This is a genomic window from Mangrovibacillus sp. Mu-81, from assembly GCF_036867415.1.
Lineage (GTDB): Bacteria > Bacillota > Bacilli > Bacillales > Bacillaceae_B > Rossellomorea.
On sequence record NZ_JBAJHU010000003.1, the window covers coordinates 534,143 to 553,564 of the forward strand.

Consider the following 19,422-nt stretch of genomic DNA (forward strand, 5'->3'; position numbering starts at 1 on the left):
GGCGATATTATGAAAAGCCAGCCTCCAAAGGTATCGGTCATTTTTCCGGTACGCAATGAAGGTAAAAATGTGAAAATGACACTTGATTCTTTGTTTTCCGTAAAAACGAATATTGAGATTGAAGCTATCATAGTCGATGATGCTTCAACCGATAATTGCTGCAAGTTTTTATCTCTCTACCGATTCAAGGAAAAGGTCACCTATATCAGAACAGAGGGGGTCGGCCCGGCCAATGCGAGAAATTTAGGAGCATCCAGAGCTTCATTTCCATATCTGGCATTTTGCGATGCACATATGACCTTCGAGAATTTTTGGCTGGACCGGCTTGTATTTTATTTAGCCAGCGGTGCATCGGATGCAATCTGTCCTGCCATCGGTTCGATTGATGATCCGGGAGTAATCGGATATGGACAATCTTTAACCCCTTCATTGAAAATCAGGTGGCATCAAAAGAAAAAAAGACTATTTGAAACCGCCATACTCCCAGGAGCATGTATCGTTACCTCGAAAAAAGCCTTTCAGGATATAGAAGGGTTTGAAAACGGATTCTCCTCCTGGGGACATGAAGATGTGGAGTTATCCTTGAAATTATGGCTGTTCGGCTACCGGTGCCATTGTGAACCAAATGTTAAAGTTCTGCATTTATTCAGGGTCTCTCATCCATATAAAGTCAACTATGAAGGAATCTATTACAATTTAATGAGGATGGCATACTTGCATTTTGATGATAACAGAGTAAAGAAGGCTAGAACCCTTATTCATTATGCAGCACCATCTAAAATAGAGAAAAATGTAATCAATGATGGAGTATTAATAAAAAGGGCTCATTATTTTAAAAAACGGAAAAGGGATATTGAAGAGGTATTCAATAAATTCAATATTTACTTTTGATGAACAACTAAAAGAGAATCACATGACAATCTAATTCGGTTGTCATGTGATTCTCTTTTAAATGCTTTTAGACGATATATTGCAAGTGCAAAGAAAGGAAGGATTGATCAGAATTTCTTTATTATATGTGAGCGGATTGAGGGTGGAAAAGTTCACTACTTTGCCGCCTGCTTCCTCTACAATTATCTGTCCTGCAGCGGTATCCCATTCCATCGTAGGTGCGAGTCGGGGATAGCAGTGAGCTGCTCCTTCGGCAATCAAACAGAACTTCAATGAACTCCCGATTGATATATAATCCATTCTTCCTTCATAAACTTCCAATTCACTTACATATTTCCTTGTTTCCTCTGTTAAGTGAGATCGGCTGATCACAACCTTTTTCCTGTCTGCTTGAGTGTCGACGTACAGTCTTTTCGGCTGTTGTCCATGGAGGTCATTTGCATTTAACTGTTTATATGCCCCCTTCTTTTCCTCAGCATAATAGAGAATATCCAATGCTGGGGCATAAATTACGCCAAGGACAGGGGAGCCTTTGTGAATCAGGGCGATATTGACGGTGAATTCATCATTCTTTTTGATGAATTCCTTAGTGCCATCCAGAGGATCCACTATCCAGAACGTTTCCCAAGCTGATCTTTCGTTATAAGGAATTACTGCCCCTTCTTCACTGAGTATCGGAAAGTGGGTGGGGAGATTTGATAACTCATCATGAATACAGGTATGTGATAGTTGATCGGCAATCGTCAGAGGGGAAGCATCTTTTTTGAAATCCACTTGAAAATCTTTTTTATAGATGTCCATTATACAGTGTCCTGCATTCTGCGCAATTTCTATTATCTTATTAATCATTTCTGCACCCCTTTTATGAAAAGAAATCATGATCGTGTAAATAGGCCAGTATTGTTTCAACTGATTCATCAACGGTGAGCGATTCGGTATCAATGACGATTTCCGGGGAATCAGGTGCCTCATAAGGGGAATCAATTCCAGTAAAACCCTTAATTTTACCCTCCCTGGCTTTTTTATAAAGTCCTTTGGGGTCCCGGCTTTCACAAGCTTCGATACTGGCATCTACATGAATCTCGATGAATTCTCCATCATCCATCATCTCCCGAACTGATTGGCGGTCAAGTTTGAAAGGGGAAATAAAAGCACTGAGCGTCAATATTCCTGCATCGACCATCAGCTTGGAGACTTCACCGATTCTCCTGATGTTTTCGTTTCGTTCCTTTTCAGAAAATCCAAGATCTTTATTTAAGCCGTGACGTATATTATCACCGTCCAGCCTATACGTTTTAAATCCTATTTCATACAGTTTCTTTTCAAGTTCGACAGAGATAGTCGATTTACCTGAACCCGATAAGCCGGTAAACCAGAGTATTGCACTTTTATGGCGGTTTAATGCTTGTCTATGTTGCTTTGTCACTTTTCCTTCGTGCCAGGTAATGTTCTTGTTATCCATCACATTCACCTCCTTGCATCCATGCTGAAGAATAGAAAAAGTACACAGTGGAGAACTTGCATAGAGCCCCAGAGTATCTTTCCATTCCAAATCGTGAAATTTTCCCCTATGAATCTTTATTTTTCATTTCATTAATTAATACCTCAATCACTTCTGGTCTTGAGAATTCCTTAGGGGGTACTTGTCCTTTATTTAACATGGAACGAACTTTGGTTCCGCTCAGGTGGATGTGAACATCATCACCGTGAGGACAAGATTTCGATGTTGCCATTGAAGCACATTTGGTACAGTAGAAAGCATGCTCGAACTTGAGAATTTCAATTTCCAGCTCTTCCTTCAAGAATTGGTTGAAGATTTCCTGTGCTTCGTAGGTACCATAATAGTCGCCAACCCCTGCATGATCCCTCCCGACTATGAAATGGGTACAACCAAAATTCTTGCGTACAATGCTATGGAAAACAGCTTCCCTTGGACCGGCATACCTCATGGCAGCAGGAAAGACAGAGAGACGTACACGGTCTTGTGGATAATAGTTTTCCATCAGGACTTTATAACTTTTCATCCTGATATCTGCTGGGATATCATCTGACTTCGTGTCACCTACCAAAGGATGGATCAATAACCCGTCAACATTCTCCAGAGCTGTTTTTTGAAGGTACTCGTGCGCCCTGTGGATGGGGTTGCGTGTCTGAAATGCGACAATTGTTTTCCACCCAAGTGATTGAAATGTACTTCTTACTTGCTGTGGAGTTTGAAAGTGGTCTGTGAAGATGGTTTCAGGCTTATTCAGTAACGTCACTGGTCCTGCCAGATAATAATCGCCTTTATCGAACGTCTTTTTAACCCCCGGATGATTTGGATCAGTTGTCTTATAGACAAATAAAGCTTCTGTCTTTTTACTGTATTCATAGATTTCTTCAATATCCATTAATCCATAAACGACCCCATCTTCCCCTGTTAAGGAAATGGTCTGCCCTATAGAAAGCTGTTCTTTTATTTCTTTCGAAACTGATAAGTTGATAGGCAGGCTCCAGATTTCGCCGCTGCTTAACCTCATCTCTTTAAGAACTTGCAGATAATCTTTCTGTTTCATAAATCCCTTCAGCGGACTGAATGCCCCGATTGAAATCAGAACCAGGTCCGAGAGACTCCAAGTATCCAGCTTTATTGAGTAAAGAGATTCCGAGATTTTCAATAAATGAGTCCTTTTTTCATCCACTGCAACCCGGTCGATGAGGATTCCTCCATGTGGAGTGATCATGTGAACATTTCTCCTTTCTTTATGAAATGCAAATATACTCTTTAATATTTTATGATGCGAACAATATTAGGAGAGGGCATCCGGTAAAAACAATCAAATACCTATACCAGTGAAAGGTTCATAAATAAAAAAGAAGAGTCATAAGATGGAAAGATACTAAATTAAAGAAGCAGGGTGATAATCTTGAACGTGAAGCTAGTACTGAATGGTGAAGAATGTGGGGAGTTTCCCTATGATTCAATCCCTGCACTGCAATACTATTGTGCAGAAAATAATCTGAAATTCAATTTGACCGAACATACACAAACGGTTGACATAAGCAGCAGCCTTATCGGGAAAAAAGTCTGGTTGAATGTACAGAATGATACATTTCCTGTTAAAGATCGTTTAAGCGAATTTGTAGATACCTATTTACTACCATATGGAATCAGTGTTTTAACAGACGCTGGAAAAAACCTGAACAAGAAAGAAGGGGACTTATATCTGGAGGTTTCTCTTTCGAAAGCGGAAAGGGTGAAACCTGCCATTAATATTGGGTTAAATAGCAAGTTGAATTCAATTGACTATTCAAAAATACTGAATATCTACAAAGACCATATTGAATTTAATGGTTATAAATTATTATCGGATACCGGGCAAGTTCCTCACCTCAAATGCACAGTACAGTTATCAGATACGAATGATGAGCTGTTGAAGCAGTTAGGTTTCTTATTAACAAATTGTGTAATTAAATCTTTTATTCAGAACAGGACGGCACATCAGTTAGATTTGAATTTAAGCAGCTTATTTAGTGCAGAAGCTATGAAAAAGCCAAACAACCCCCTCAATCATGAAAAAGAAAAAGTACTGGATAAAAAGGAAGTGGAGGTTAGCGAAAGTGAGTACGAACAAGCAAAAATAAGAAGAAAAAATAAAATGAATCCGCCGAAGCAGCCACAGGCAGAAGTTTATTTTGACTTTAATCTGATGCCAAACCGGAAAACTGAAAAATATTCAATAAAAGCCGATTTCATCATCAAAAACACTGGTAATACAATATTGTACAATCCAAAAATCTGTTTCAGGGTAAACCCTGCCGAGAAAATTGAAATAGGGGGACAGATCCTCCCTCCTGAAATGAGTGAGATCTTTTCCGTTCAAGGGGAGACGGGAGCAGAAGGGTGGAAGTACAGCGGAAAAGACTGGCTGGAAAAAGCCTATGCGACGGGAGAGTATTGGATTGAACCCATCCAAGGTCTAGAAATCCATCCTGCAGAAACAACCGGAATTGAAGGAATTCACTTTACATTGGAAAATCTGAATGAACAGGAGGTGTCGACAATCATTGGGTTCGTGTATTTCGAAGAGGGGAATTTTCAGCTAAGTTCAAATAACAAGATCATGATAACATTTTGAAAAACAGAAGGTGCCGTATCAGTGAATTCACCGATACGGCACGATTTGTTTAGCTTTCTTCTTTTGATTGCACTGCATTGTGTTCAGAAGTGGTCCGCACTGGCCGGTTCTGAATGATATGAGTCCCGCTTCTTTTCTGTTTCTCTACCATATGTTTCAGTTCAAAAAGCTGATCGGTCATTTTTTGATTTGAGTCCCTGATACAATCAATTTCATCTATGAATTCCATGAATTTACTTTCTACATCTTCAAATTGATTAATGATTTTCTTATTTTGTTCTGTGAATTGAACTTCTTGTTCGTATTCGATTGAATCAAGCCGTTCTTCCTGTTTCTTGGTCCGATGATCGATGTCGGCAAACTGAGTTGAGAACCACCATTCATTATCTTCAATTGTTTTCTTGTATTGATCCAGCATATCTCTTATATACTGCATCTTTTCTTTTTCTGCTCTAATCAGCTGTTCTTTAGCTTCTTCCAGTGATTGCAAAGTGTGTTCACGTTCTACTAAAAGTTTCTCTAATTCTTCCGTTTTAGATAAGAGGTCGAAAAATACTTCTTTTTTCGTATCCTCAGACTTTGCCAATGCCTTGTTTAGATCACTGATATGAGTTTTCTGGCTTTTGATTTGAGATTTCATCCCTTCGGATTTGATTATCAGGTTTTTGTTATCTTTCATCAGCTGATCATTTTGTGAAGATAGTTTTTTATTGATGTCTTCCAACTGAGTCAAAGTATTTACCAGGTTCGTATTGTTCAGTTCAGATTTAAGAAGGTCTTTTTCAAGGCTGTGTATCGATTCAGTTTGAGATTCGATCACAGCATCTTTATCATGAAGTGTTTGATGAAGCGTCAAGACCTCCCCTTCCATTCTTTCTTTTCCTTCCTTAAACCTGTTCCTTTCCAGGATAAGTTCTTTTTCAGTGTTATCATTCAATCTAATAAGACTGTATAAATTCTCGATCTCCTTTTCGTTCTTTTCAATGATCCCTTTATAGTGCTTGGCCTCCGCAAATAAAATGCTATCTTTTAAGTTCTGGATGTTATTTTTCAATTGGTGTATCTGAGATTGAAGATAATACTTCTCCTGATTCTCGATAGTATACATGGGAGACTTAATATGTTCCTCGATTAGAATCTCCTCCTTGGGTATTTGTCTTACTTTACGTTATGCGTTCATTTTACGTCAAGTTCCTCAATTTAAGCCCATTTTTGGAGGGTGTGATGAAGTTGGGAATAAATTTCGACAGTTCTGCCTCTCTATTGTATAAGCCTTGAAAAACCTTTATACTGTTATAATGTGCAAGTGTGATGCAATGCTTTAATAATACGAATTTTATAATAGAAGAAATCGATTTATTATTCGTTTGTTATAGAGTTGGAAAGGGGAATTTTCATGAACGAAGAACAACGTAAACATGGACAGCAAGCGAAGTCGGATACTCCAGCGGACAAAAAATCCGAGAAGGATTACAGTAAGTACTTCCAAAGCGTCTACATTCCGCCATCTTTGAAAGATGCAAAGAAACGGGGAAAAGAAGAAGTAAAGTATCATAATGATTTTACAATCGATGAACAATATAGAGGTTTGGGAAAAGGAAGGAAATTCTACATCCGGACCTATGGTTGTCAAATGAATGAACACGACACCGAAGTGATGGCCGGGATATTCATGGCACTTGGTTACGAAGCGACCGATTCAACGCAGGATGCTGATGTTATTCTCTTGAACACCTGTGCGATTCGCGAAAATGCTGAAAATAAGGTTTTCGGGGAGTTAGGTCACTTAAAGCATCTAAAGCGCGAGAAGCCTGATCTGCTGATCGGGGTGTGCGGCTGTATGTCCCAGGAAGAAGCGGTAGTAAATAAGATATTGAAAACGTATCAACAGGTTGATATGATTTTCGGAACCCATAATATCCACCGGATCCCTCAAATATTATCGGACGCATATATGTCTAAAGCAATGGTAGTCGAAGTATGGTCGAAAGAGGGGGACGTCATTGAAAACCTCCCGAAAGTCCGCCGCGGCAATATTAAAGCATGGGTGAACATCATGTATGGATGTGATAAGTTCTGTACATATTGCATCGTACCTTATACCCGGGGGAAAGAGCGCAGCAGGCGTCCTGAAGAGATTATCGCAGAGGTTCGTCATCTTGCTGCACAGGGCTATCAGGAAATCACGCTTCTTGGACAAAATGTCAATGCTTACGGAAAAGATATCGAAGACATTGAGAATTATGGTCTTGGCGATTTAATGGAAGAACTCCGGAAAATTGATATCCCGCGCATACGTTTTACAACGAGTCACCCAAGGGACTTTGATGATCACTTAATCGAAGTTCTCGCTACGAAGGGAAATCTTGTAGAGCATATCCATCTGCCTGTTCAATCAGGGTCTACCCCGGTATTGAAAATCATGGCAAGAAAATATACCAGGGAACAGTTCCTTGAATTGGTCAGGAAAATAAAAATCGCTATGCCTGATGTTGCACTGACAACCGACATCATTGTAGGCTATCCGAATGAAACAGATGAGCAATTTGAAGAAACCCTTTCACTATACAGGGAAGTAGGGTTCGAATCTGCATACACCTACATTTACTCTCCTCGAGAGGGTACGCCGGCAGCGAAGATGAATGATAATGTACCGATGGAAGTGAAAAAAGACCGTTTAAGACGCCTGAATGAAGTAGTACGAGAGAATTCTGCAAAAGCACTTAAGAAATATGAAGGAACTACCGTCGAGGTCCTTGTTGATGGAGAAAGTAAGAAAAATCCTGAAGTATTAGCAGGATACACCCGTAGAAATAAACTGGTAAATTTCAAAGCACCAAAAACAGCAATCGGCAAAATTGTCAAAGTGAAAATTTTGGATGCTAAGTCCTGGTCTTTGGATGGGGAAATAATCGAAGTGGGCCGAATTGGTTCAGAATTTCTAGAAGCAGCAGAGGTGAAATAATATGGCAAAATATACAAAAGACGATATTATGAAAAGAGCAGAAGAGTTGGCGGGAATGATCGCTGAAACGGAAGAAGTAGATTTCTTTAAGCGTGCCGAAGCGCAGATTCACGAAAATCAAAAAGTGCGTGAGATGATTGCAAGCATAAAGAGCTTACAAAAGCAGGCTGTCAATTTCCAACATTATGGAAAATCCGAAGCCTTAAAAATGGTCGAGGCAAAAATCGAAAATCTTGAAAAAGAAATCGATGAAATCCCAGTCGTGCAGCAATTCAAAGAGTCCCAGACTGATGTGAATGACTTACTCCAAATCGTGGCATCCGTCATTTCTAATAACGTAACTGATCACATCATCGATTCAACAGGAGGAGATCTCCTTCGTGGAGAAACAGGTTCCCAAGTAAAAAACTCCACTCCGGGCAGCTGTTCATAATTTTATACTAGAAAGACACTTAAGACCTGTGCCATGAAGACAATCATCTTCATGGCACAGGTCTTTTTTAGAATTATCCTGACGAACTCCCCAAAATAGCTTTTAGGGAACATTCAATGGGTATTCGCATACAATACATTATCTCGCAACAATTCCATTATGCAATAAAATTTTCTCGCACAAACACCTAGACAGTCGCATAAGATGAATTGAAAATGAATGAGGAGGTTCGCTCGAATGGCAGAATATAGAGAGATTATCACGAAAGCGGTCGTAGCGAAGGGACGCAAATTCACACAGTCCCATCATACGATTAGCCCGCCGCATAATCCATCGAGCATTTTAGGCTGCTGGATCATCAATCATAAGTATGAAGCACGTAAAGTTGGGAAGAAGGTAGAAATACACGGTTCATTTGACGTTAACGTATGGTACTCTCACAGTGATAATACAAAAACATCCGTCGTAACGGAAAGAGTCGATTACTGTGATGAAATCAAACTGAAATACCGTGATCCGGACGCCCTAGATGACATTGAAGTATGTGCTCGCGTACTCCAACAGCCGAATTGCTGTGAAGCGGTGATTTCACCAAACGGTAACAGAATCATTGTTCATGTAGAACGTGAATTCCTTGTGGAAGTTATCGGGGAAACCAAAGTATGTGTACTCGTAAATCCGGAAGGCTGCGAAGAAGACGACTGGGATTGCGACTTAGACGATGAAGAATTCGAAGAGCTTGATGCAGACTTCTTAGAGGGAGTAGAAGAATAGTCTTTACTAGGAAGACGGCCTCTTCCTAGTTTTTTTCTTCTGTCTTATAAGCTGTTTCAGAAATGACTCAGTATGAGAAAACGGAAGCTATACATGTTGAAACATTATAACGAATATCTTACAGGAGCGTCTCCATGATGCTCTTTTTTAGCATTTTCCATTAACAAGGAAAATGCGCGCCTTTACTATAAAATGAGTAATAGACTGATGGCTGCGCATGAAACAGATGCAATCATGCCTGTGAGCAATGGCTTGAAACCGAGCCTTGAAAGGTCTTTCAAGTTGACCTGAAGTCCCACGGCCGCCATGACCATGATGATCATGAATTTCGATATGGATTGCAAGGATTCTTCAATGATGCCGGGTATTACACCGAAGGTATGAAGCACTGAAAACCCCAGGAACAAAAGGGTGAACCATGGAAACGCTTGTTTATAAGAGGATCCTTTCGGAGGTAGATCATTCTTCAAAATGAACGGCAATATAAACATGACAGGTATCAGAAACAGAGTGCGGGCCAGTTTGACCGTAGTCGCTATTTCTCCTGCTTGTTCACCATATCTGTAACCTACTGCAACAGCAGAAGAGGTATCATGTACTGCTGTACCCGACCATATACCAAAAGAAGTCTGTGGTAAACCAATCAAGTGTCCGATAACTGGAAAGGAAATGAAAGCAATAAGATTAAAGAAAACGATGGTTGATAACGCATAAGCTGTTTCGTTCTCTTCTGCCCCGATGATTCCCTTGACTGCAGAAATGGCGGTAGCCCCGCAAATACTTGTCCCTATACCGATCAGCAAGCTTAACCTTGGTTGGACTCCAAGTGTTTTTCCAACCAAATAGGTCACGCTAATACCGACTGAGACCGATATAAAAATGATCCAAAGCGCAGACTGGCCGATATTCAATATTTCAAAAAGGCTCAACCCCGCGCCCAAAAAGACAATGGCCACTTTCAAAAGTTTTTTCAATGTGAATTGAATGCCTGGAGTCCACGATGCAGGTAGAGCAGCAGCATTCCTCAACAGAACTCCTATGAGGATTGCAAACAAAAGGCTTCCTACTAAAGAAAACCATGAACCCAATTCTTTCGCTGTCACACTGATGATTAAGATGATTAAGAGCCCCGTTGCTTCTTTGGGGATATAATTTTCATGATGCTCGGTCACGACATTTTAGCTCCTTTAATATAAATTTCTAAGTATAATATATTATGAGAACGAAGGGACTCATTCCCGTTTTCTATTGTATGTTAGAATAGAACAATATGTACAGACTACCCGCGAAAGGATTTTTTTATGAAAAAAACATTAGTATTGGCAGAAAAACCTTCTGTCGGAAGAGACATTGCCCGGGTGCTTCAATGCACTAATAAAGGGAATGGATATTTAGAAGGAAAAGAATTCATCGTAACGTGGGCTCTTGGACATCTTGTCACTCTGGCAGATCCTGAAACTTATGACGACAAATATAAAACCTGGAAGCTTGAAGACCTGCCAATGATGCCCTCATCATTAAAGCTCGTGGTGATCAAGAAAACGGGTAAACAGTTTAACTCAGTGAAAACCCAGATGACCCGTCCTGATGTCGGAACCATTGTTATTGCAACAGACGCGGGGAGGGAAGGAGAACTTGTTGCACGCTGGATCATCGAGAAGGCAAGGGTTAATAAGCCTCTCAAACGCTTATGGATCTCTTCAGTTACCGACAAAGCCATCAGGGATGGATTTCAGAATTTGAAAGATGCAAAGAACTACGAGAATCTTTACGAAGCTGCACAGGCAAGGTCTGAAGCCGACTGGTATGTCGGTATGAATGCAACAAGAGCATTGACCACTAAACATAATGCCCAGTTATCATGCGGACGGGTCCAGACTCCGACGTTAAGCATCATTGCACAGCGTGAAGAAGAGATAAAGCAGTTTAAACCCAAACCATACTATGGTATCAAAGCGGCGACCGAAAATGGAAACTTTCTATGGACAAACTCCAATGGGGACACGAAAACCTATTCAAAGGATGAAATCGACAGAATAATGTTATCCATCAAAAAGGAGAAAACAGCAGAAATCAAGTCAGTTAAAAAGACTTTAAAGAAACAATTTGCCCCTTCTCTTTATGATCTTACAGAATTACAGAGGGATGCACACAAAATATATGGATTCAGTGCCAAGGAAACACTTTCGATCATGCAAAAATTATATGAGCAGCATAAACTTGTAACGTATCCGCGTACAGACAGCAAACATTTGTCATCGGATATTACAGATACGCTCAAAGTACGACTAAAAGCGATCAATATTCAGCCCTATCGCATGGCTGCCAATAAGGCACTGAACCGCCCGTTATCCTTGTCAAATGCATATGTAGATGATCGGAAGGTCAGTGATCACCATGCGATCATCCCGACTGAGGAAACCCCTTTTCTTCAGCGGTTGCAAGACAGGGAAGTAAAAATATATGATCTGATTGTAAAACGCTTCCTGGCGGTTTTCTTACCTCCTTTTCAATTTGAACAAACGAAGGTTGAATTGACAATCGGCAATGAGATTTTCCATGCAAAAGGAAAACGGATTACAGATAGAGGCTGGAAAGAGGTATATGGGGTTGATAATGAGGAAGATCAATTATTAGGCAAAATGGAAGAAGGTATGAAAATAAGCGTTCTTTCCATTATGGGAACGGAAGGCAAGACCACTCCTCCCAGCCGGTTTAATGAAGGTTCTTTACTATCAGCCATGGAGAATCCGGGAAAATATATGAAAGAAAGCAAAAAGGAGTTACTGGAAACAATAGGAGAAACAGGGGGTCTCGGGACTGTAGCAACGAGAGCGGATATTATAGAAAAGCTTTTTAACTCCGGAGTCATGGAGCTTAATGGCAAAGAAATAAATCTTACTTCTAAAGGAAAGCAATTATTGGATCTTGCCCCGGATGAATTGCGGTCTCCTTCACTCACAGCAGAGTGGGAGTTAAAGCTCGATAAAATTGCGAAAGGATCTATGAAAAAACAGGCATTCATTAAAGAAATTAAAGATTACACTAATAAATCGGTTCACGAAATTAAAAATTCCGATCAAAAATATTCCCATGATAATCTCACAGGAACAAAATGTCCTGATTGCGGGAACCTGATGTTGGAGATTAAGAACAAAAATGGAAAGAAACTGGTTTGCCAAGACCGAGAATGCGGACACAGAAAAAATATCAGCAAAAAAACAAATGCTCGATGCCCGAACTGCCATAAGCGATTAGAGCTGCGTGGGGAAGGCGGTGGGCAGCTGTTCGTATGCGTTTGCGGACATAAAGAGAAACTATCAACTTTTAATGATCGCAGAAAGAAAGAGAAGCATAATAAACCCAGTAAGCGGGATGTAAACAAGTACTTGAAATCACAGCAAAAAGAGGAACCGGTGAACACAGCATTGGCTGATGCGTTGGCAAAATTAAAACTGGATCAATAATTATTTCAGAAAAGATAGGGACCACATAAAAAGTCCCTATCTTTTTTCGGGGTATATTGATAGAATATTCTTAATAATCATGTAATCGAGGTGAAAAAAATGACACCGGTAACAGTAAAAGGTTTTTTCACGGCCATTCAAACCGGCAATAGGGACGTGGTGGAACAGACTTTACAAGCGGATACAAATTTGTGTAACGCTGAAGATGAAAATGGTTTAATCGCATTGGGCGTCGCAGCACATTATGGACAAATCGAGATCGTCCGGCTCTTATTGAATTACGGTGCAGACCTTAACTCGGTATCAGATTCCAAGGTTTCCTATATACCATCCAACAGTGCGCTGCATGCCGCAATAGCAGGAAAGGCACCGAGAAACCTGGTAGAGTTTTTATTAACAGAAGGAGCAGATATTCACTGCGTTGACTCTTCGGGATATACGCCTCTCCACATCGCCGCATTTGACGGGAATGAAGAAATCGTCACCCTGCTTCTTGAATACAGGGCCGACCCTGATTTTGAAAATACAGCTGACCAATTGACTCCTCACGACATCGCCAGAGAACAAGGCAATACTGCCTTTATTAAAGCTTATGAACAATACTCAGCCAAGTGATGATCATTTTATTGGAAGAAGCATATCCAATTTACTTAGGGATATGCTTCTTTTTTTGAAAAAAAGCGGTCCAATGAATGTAACCTCTTACATGGTTGCTGCCAAAGGAATGATAGGAAAAACAATCAGAGAATATTATCTGAAAAAATAATCTTTTTAGAAAATTCTGTTGTTATTTGTCGTATTACATATTAAAATGAATCTTAATTTCATCTGAAGGGAGGACATCATGATGCTGACATTTCTTGCATCAGTCTGTATATTAGTAGCAGGTTACATTATCTATTCAAAGGTGGTAGAGAAGATTTTCGGCATCGACGATTCGAATATTACGCCTGCCTACGCAAGTAAAGACAATTTTGATTACATGCCGATGAGCTGGTGGAAGGCAAGCTTAGTTCAATTACTGAATATCGCGGGCCTCGGTCCGATTTTCGGGGCAATCCTGGGAGCTTTATACGGTCCGGTTGCATTCATTTGGATCGTTGTCGGCACATTATTCGCAGGTGCCGTCCATGATTATTTTTCCGGGATGCTGTCCCTCAGGCATAATGGAGCTCAATTTCCTTCTCTGGTTGGCAAATACCTAGGAAGACACGTCAGGTCCGTGATGAATATTCTATCAATCATCCTGATGATCCTGGTGGCTGCTGCGTTTACTTCAGGCCCTGCCCAATTGATGGCAGAAGTGACGCCGTTATCCTTCATGGCATCATTGCTGATTATTTTTACATATTTTATTCTTGCAACCGTCTTACCGATCAATAAGATCATCGGAAAGATTTATCCGATATTCGGTGCGGTACTAGTGTTTATGGCATTAGCAATTGGGATTGGATTATTTTTCTACGAACACCCGGTACCTAATCTGACCATTGCTAATTTACATCCTCAGGAACTTCCCTTGTGGCCATTGCTGATGGTGACTGTTTCTTGCGGAGCAATATCAGGATTCCATTCCACCCAAAGTCCGATCCTTGCTAGAACCTTGAAGAAGGAAAGCGAAGGAAGGAAAGTGTTTTATGGGGCGATGGTTGCCGAAGGTATCATCGCATTAATCTGGGCTGCTGCAGGAATGGCATTCTTCAATGGCACCGGGGGGCTGCAGGAAGCACTTGCTGCAGGCGGACCTGCGGGAGTTGTCAATGAAATCAGTAAAACGACACTGGGTACCCTTGGAGGAATTCTTGCCGTGCTGGGGGTCATCATCCTGCCGATCACAACTGGCGACACAGCTCTCAGGTCCTCAAGAATGATGCTGGTCGATTTATTGTCTGATTTGAAAAAAGAAAAACTGAAAGGAAAATGGCTTCCGGGTCTTTTAGTGATCCCGGTCGCTCTCCCGACTTTCTTTCTGACTCAAATTGACTATACCTTCCTTTGGAGATACGTAGGCTGGTCGAACCAGGTGGTTGCAACTGTCATGTTATGGACTGCTGCCGTTTATCTGCTGCAGCAACATAAGTTCCACTGGATTTGCAGTATACCGGCTTTATTCATGACAGCTGTAGTCAGTTCCTATATCTTTTATGCCCCGGAAGGATTTCATCTTCCCTACACTGAGTCGATGATTATAGGGGCAGTCATTTGGTCCGCCGTGCTGATCTGGTTCATCCGCCAAGTCCTTAAATACCGTCCAGTCAGGCAGAAAGCATTAAACCCCGAATCAGTAAACTCATAAAACCTTGGTTGGGACAAAAGTGTTTTAGTCTATGTAAAACCCGAACTAATTTGAATTCATGGATTCAAGTAAGTTCGGGTTTTTCATTATATTATTCAACTGTTCATTTAGTTTTCAGCTTGTTCCAGCGGTTGATTGGAGTGTAAGACGAAGACTCCTGCGGGAGAAGTGGCCAATGTGAGACCTGTCCAGCTCCGGGGCTTAGAGGCACATGTCATAAGTCGACTCGTCCAAGAAGGCAAAGAACGCCTTCGTGGCCGATTCGCCTTATGCCACCCGCCTCTGTGCAAAGCCCCTCCGCTTTTCTATCCCGCAGGAGCGCAGCGACGAGGAGGCTCACGGGTCACCCGCGGAAAGCGAAGTCTTGTACGGAAATCATTAGCCGTATTTAGAGTCAAGATTGAAAATGTTCTTCTTTAGGAAGTTGTTTTTTTGTTTTGTTTTGTCCCAGCCTTGTTTTAATCGATTTTGCAATTTGTTATTAGAAGTATCGAAAAAAATGTCGATAAAAAACGAGCTATTTTAAAGAATAACTCCAATTTTTTTACAATATCTGCAAGTTTCATATGCTAACGTTAATTCAACTCCGATAAATAGTACATTCTATTTTAGAATTTACATAGTGACCAATAGTCAAAGGAGCTGATTTTACATAATGTATAATGCAATTCAATTGAGTACGAGTTAAAATGAGTTGAAAAGACAAAATATTCAGACAACATTAACTTCATGAAATTTAGTAGGTGTCATCAGAAATAACAGAATATGAAAGCGCTTACTATTTATTTAAATCTAATAGTCTAGGAGGAACAGGGATGTCAGACAAGGTGAAAATCGGTCTTATTCAGGCTTCACATGATGTAGACGGCAGCGAGGCGGTAGAAGTTCACAAAGAACAATCAATCAAGAAACACATCGAATTGGTAAAGGGTGCCGCCAAGAAGGGAGCACAAATCATATGTTTACAGGAAATCTTCTATGGTCCATATTTTTGCTCCGAACAAAATCCTAAATGGTATGATTCAGCCGAAGAAATTCCGAATGGCCCGACAACCAGGCGCTTTCAGGAATTAGCCAAAGAGCTGAATGTCGTCATCATTCTCCCGATCTATGAAAGGGAAGGGATTGCGACTTATTACAATACAGCAGCTGTAATCGATGCTGATGGATCATATCTTGGCAAATACCGAAAACAGCATATCCCTCATGTCGCGGTCGGCAGTGAAGGGTATGGCTTTTGGGAGAAATATTACTTTAAACCGGGAAATCTGGGTTATCCGGTATTTGATACAGCTTATGCAAAAGTGGGAGTGTATATCTGCTATGATCGACACTTCCCGGAGGGTGCAAGATTGTTAGGGTTGAAAGGTGCGGAAGTGGTATTTAATCCATCTGCAACCGTTGCCGGGCTGTCTGAATATTTATGGAAGCTCGAGCAGCCGGCTCATGCTGTTGCAAACGGCTATTATCTGGGAGCGATTAACCGGGTTGGTTATGAAGGGCCGTGGAACATGGGGGAATTTTATGGTCAATCATACCTGGTAGATCCACGCGGAGGCTTTGTTTCAATCGGAAGCAGAGACAAGGATGAGGTGATCATCGGTGAGATGGACAAGAAGCTGATTCGTGAAGTACGGGATACATGGCAGTTCTATCGTGACCGCAGACCTGAAACTTATAACGAAATGACAGCACTGTTGCCTTAATTGTATAGGCTGATATCGATTTGCTTATGTAGGAAGCACTCTTTATCATTCCGAATCAATTTGACTCTATGAATTTATTAGCAGGGGAAAAGGGGGAAGCCAGTTTGTCCAAGCCACTTTCACTATCGAATCTAGAGGAGAATTTTCAGGAGGCCCATAATGGGTTGTCCAACAGGGATGCTTTGGAAGAAGCCAACCGGTGTTTATATTGCTATGATGCACCTTGTATTCAAGCGTGTCCCACAGGTATAGACATCCCTTCTTTCATAAAGAAGATTGCATCGGGAAACTTGAAGGGGTCGGCAAAAACGATTATGAGTTCCAATCCGGTAGGTGCAAGTTGTTCAAGAGTATGTCCGACAGAAGAACTATGCGAAGGGGCATGCGTACTCAATCACTCGACGAAACCGATCATGATTGGAAATCTGCAGCGCTATGCTACCGATTGGGCAAGGCATAATGAAACGGTGTTATTTGAAGCGGGGGAGCCTAACGGCAAGAAAGTCGGCATAATCGGAGGTGGGCCGGCAGGTCTTTCCGCAGCCAGGGAATTAGCACGATTTGGTTATGAAGTGACCATATATGAAGCAGCCAAAGAAGCAGGAGGCTTGAATACTTATGGCATCGTTTCTTTCCGTCTTCCACAAAGCATCTCTTTTTGGGAAGTAGACCAAGTCAAGAGGATGAATGTAGATATTCGTACCAATACGAGGGTAGGGAAGGATATTACTGCGGAAGAAGTCCTCGAAAGCCATGATTTTATCATTCTTGCTGCAGGTATGTCCCATGTACCTCCATTGAATATTGATGGGGAACAACTTGATGGAGTTCATGATGCCATTGAATTTGTGAAAGCTACCAAAGGCGGCGAAATATCCAAAGAGTACGTGGGCAAGAAAGTGGTGGTGATCGGTGCCGGAAATACTGCCATTGATGGTGCCACTTGTTCCGTTCGTTTAGGAGCAGAAAATGTGAAAATACTGTACCGGAGAACATTGAAAGAGATGACAGCCTATGATTTTGAATATGAATTTGCTAAGCAGGACGGAGTGGAATTTCGTTGGCTTACAGCACCAAAGAGAATCATAGGGAACGAAGACGGCAGGGTAGTAGGAATAGAGTGCTTCAAAATGAAGCTTGGCGAACCGGGTGTTGATGGAAGGCGACGTCCTGTACCGGTGGAAGGTTCAGAATTCACATTGCCTGTTGATGCAGTCATTAAGGCTATTGGTCAAACAAGGCATCATACTTTAATCGATCAGTTTCAATTAGAACATAAAGACGGGGTTGTCCAAGTTGACAGGGAAACACTTCAAACGTCCAATCCAAGGGTGCTGGCATGTGGAGATGTAATCTTCGGCAAAGGAATTGGGGAAGCGATGGTCGTTACAGCCGCTGAACAGGGAAAGCAGGCGGCATATTATCTTCATAGGCAGCTGACTTCACTTCAAATGAATTAAGTTCTGTTAGAGGGGGGAACAACATGGCAGATTTAAATATCGATTTAGCAGGAATAAAATCTCCAAATCCATTTTGGCTTGCATCCGCGCCGCCGACCAATTCGGGTTATCAGGTTCAGAGAGCGTTCGAAGCGGGTTGGGGGGGCGCAGTCTGGAAAACATTAGGGGAACCGATAATCAACGTATCTTCCAGGTTTGCTGCTGTAAGCTTTAATGGCCAGCGCGTGGCAGGCTTTAATAACATCGAACTGATAACGGATCGACCTTTAGAAGTGAATCTAAAGGAAATCTATGAGACAAAGAAGCGTTTTCCTCATCATGCAATAATTGCTTCTTTGATGGTGGAACCAAAGCAGGAGAAATGGCATGAGATTGTCAAAAAGGTAGAAGACGTCGGTGTCGACGGATTGGAACTTAATTTCGGCTGTCCCCACGGAATGGCTGAAAGGGGAATGGGTGCTGCATCTGGACAGGTACCTGAATTAGTAGAAAAACAAACGTTTTGGGCGAAAGAAGTCGCAAAAACACCAGTAATCGTGAAATTGACACCAAACATAACGGATATCACCGTGACAGCAGAATCCGCTGTGAGAGGCGGAGCCGATGCCGTCAGTATGATTAATACGATCAATAGTTTGGCAGGGGTCGATATCGACTCCTGGAACACGATCCCTCATGTTGCCGGCAAGGGAGCGCATGGAGGCTATTGCGGACCGGCAGTCAAACCCATTGCTTTGAACATGGTGGCGGAATGTGCACGTAATCCGAGAATAAATGTTCCGATATCAGGCATGGGTGGAGTGTCTAACTGGCAGGACGCAGTAGAGTACATGCTTATGGGAGCATCGGGGGTTCAGGTTTGTACAGCGGCCATGCATCATGGATTCAGAATCGTTGAAGATATGCTGGACGGACTGAACAATTATCTTGATGAAAAAGGAATTGCTTCTGTACAGGACTTGGTCGGTAAATCAGTTTCGAGATATTCCGACTGGGGGAATTTAGATCTTAACTACAGCGTGGTTGCAAAAATAAATAACGATGTTTGCATTAATTGCAATAAGTGCCATATAGCTTGTGAAGATACTTCTCATCAATGTATCGATATGCTTAGAGATCCCGAAGGTAATAGTTACCTGAAAGTTCGTGAAGAGGATTGTGTCGGGTGTAATTTATGTTCGATCGTCTGCCCGGTTGATGGAGCGATTGAAATGATCGAGGTTCCGAGCGGACATATGCCGATGACATGGAATGAACGTCAGGCTGCGGTCGGTAAGTTGGCACAATGTGAAATTGATACAGTGAAATAAAT

General features: G+C 41.5%; 16 protein-coding genes. 11 read left to right on the top strand and 5 right to left on the bottom strand.

Annotated features, from left to right (window positions below; genetic code table 11):
• The first annotated feature begins 9 nt into the window (after positions 1 to 9).
• Positions 10 to 891: a glycosyltransferase family 2 protein gene (locus V6B33_RS09815; protein WP_334217562.1), complete on the top strand. Its 882-nt coding sequence runs from the start codon at positions 10 to 12 to the stop codon at positions 889 to 891.
• Positions 892 to 948: 57 nt separating this feature from the next.
• On the opposite strand, the gene cysQ is transcribed toward V6B33_RS09815, so the two are convergent.
• The 3 genes from cysQ to sat form a co-directional block, all read right to left on the bottom strand.
• Positions 949 to 1,740, bottom strand: coding sequence for a 3'(2'),5'-bisphosphate nucleotidase CysQ (gene cysQ, locus V6B33_RS09820; protein WP_334217563.1), 792 nt, complete (start codon positions 1,738 to 1,740; stop codon positions 949 to 951).
• A gap of 13 nt (positions 1,741 to 1,753) precedes the next feature.
• Positions 1,754 to 2,356, bottom strand: coding sequence for an adenylyl-sulfate kinase (cysC, locus tag V6B33_RS09825; protein WP_334217564.1), 603 nt, complete (start codon positions 2,354 to 2,356; stop codon positions 1,754 to 1,756).
• A gap of 103 nt (positions 2,357 to 2,459) precedes the next feature.
• Complete coding sequence (sat, locus tag V6B33_RS09830) at positions 2,460 to 3,614, bottom strand: sulfate adenylyltransferase (protein ID WP_334217565.1); 1,155 nt, start codon at positions 3,612 to 3,614, stop codon at positions 2,460 to 2,462.
• Positions 3,615 to 3,797: 183 nt separating this feature from the next.
• On the opposite strand from sat, the gene V6B33_RS09835 reads away from it, so the two are divergent.
• Entirely contained in the window at positions 3,798 to 5,009 is a 1,212-nt protein-coding gene (locus tag V6B33_RS09835; protein ID WP_334217566.1) for a hypothetical protein, read from the top strand.
• 49 nt (positions 5,010 to 5,058) lie between these two features.
• Here the strand turns inward: V6B33_RS09835 and V6B33_RS09840 are convergent, their stop codons facing one another.
• On the bottom strand, positions 5,059 to 6,117 hold the full coding sequence (locus tag V6B33_RS09840; RefSeq protein WP_334217567.1) for a hypothetical protein: 1,059 nt from the start codon (positions 6,115 to 6,117) through the stop codon (positions 5,059 to 5,061).
• A 288-nt stretch (positions 6,118 to 6,405) separates the two neighbouring features.
• Between V6B33_RS09840 and miaB the strand changes: the two genes are divergently transcribed.
• The 3 genes from miaB (at position 6,406) to V6B33_RS09855 (ending at position 9,181) form a co-directional block, all read left to right on the top strand.
• Positions 6,406 to 7,974, top strand: a complete 1,569-nt coding sequence (miaB, locus tag V6B33_RS09845) for a tRNA (N6-isopentenyl adenosine(37)-C2)-methylthiotransferase MiaB (RefSeq protein WP_334217568.1) — start codon at positions 6,406 to 6,408, stop codon at positions 7,972 to 7,974.
• 1 nt (position 7,975) lies between these two features.
• Positions 7,976 to 8,407, top strand: coding sequence for a RicAFT regulatory complex protein RicA family protein (locus V6B33_RS09850; protein ID WP_334217569.1), 432 nt, complete (start codon positions 7,976 to 7,978; stop codon positions 8,405 to 8,407).
• 237 nt (positions 8,408 to 8,644) lie between these two features.
• Positions 8,645 to 9,181, top strand: coding sequence for an outer spore coat protein CotE (locus V6B33_RS09855; RefSeq protein ID WP_334217570.1), 537 nt, complete (start codon positions 8,645 to 8,647; stop codon positions 9,179 to 9,181).
• 185 nt (positions 9,182 to 9,366) lie between these two features.
• On the opposite strand, the gene V6B33_RS09860 is transcribed toward V6B33_RS09855, so the two are convergent.
• Positions 9,367 to 10,353 (bottom strand): YeiH family protein, encoded by a 987-nt coding sequence (locus tag V6B33_RS09860; protein WP_334217571.1) that lies wholly within the window; start codon positions 10,351 to 10,353, stop codon positions 9,367 to 9,369.
• 129 nt (positions 10,354 to 10,482) lie between these two features.
• On the opposite strand from V6B33_RS09860, the gene V6B33_RS09865 reads away from it, so the two are divergent.
• From V6B33_RS09865 to preA, 6 genes are all read left to right on the top strand, one after another.
• Complete coding sequence (locus V6B33_RS09865; protein WP_334217572.1) at positions 10,483 to 12,648, top strand: DNA topoisomerase III; 2,166 nt, start codon at positions 10,483 to 10,485, stop codon at positions 12,646 to 12,648.
• Positions 12,649 to 12,747: 99 nt separating this feature from the next.
• Positions 12,748 to 13,263 (top strand): ankyrin repeat domain-containing protein, encoded by a 516-nt coding sequence (locus V6B33_RS09870; RefSeq protein WP_334217573.1) that lies wholly within the window; start codon positions 12,748 to 12,750, stop codon positions 13,261 to 13,263.
• A 232-nt stretch (positions 13,264 to 13,495) separates the two neighbouring features.
• Complete coding sequence (locus V6B33_RS09875) at positions 13,496 to 14,944, top strand: carbon starvation CstA family protein (protein WP_334217717.1); 1,449 nt, start codon at positions 13,496 to 13,498, stop codon at positions 14,942 to 14,944.
• Between the two features lie 815 nt (positions 14,945 to 15,759).
• Positions 15,760 to 16,650: a nitrilase-related carbon-nitrogen hydrolase gene (locus tag V6B33_RS09880; RefSeq protein WP_334217574.1), complete on the top strand. Its 891-nt coding sequence runs from the start codon at positions 15,760 to 15,762 to the stop codon at positions 16,648 to 16,650.
• A gap of 68 nt (positions 16,651 to 16,718) precedes the next feature.
• Positions 16,719 to 18,110 carry an NAD(P)-dependent oxidoreductase gene (locus V6B33_RS09885; protein WP_334217575.1) on the top strand — a complete coding sequence of 464 codons (1,392 nt, stop codon included), beginning with the start codon at positions 16,719 to 16,721 and terminating at the stop codon, positions 18,108 to 18,110.
• 23 nt (positions 18,111 to 18,133) lie between these two features.
• On the top strand, positions 18,134 to 19,420 hold the full coding sequence (gene preA, locus V6B33_RS09890) for an NAD-dependent dihydropyrimidine dehydrogenase subunit PreA (RefSeq protein WP_334217576.1): 1,287 nt from the start codon (positions 18,134 to 18,136) through the stop codon (positions 19,418 to 19,420).
• Positions 19,421 to 19,422: the final 2 nt, after the last annotated feature.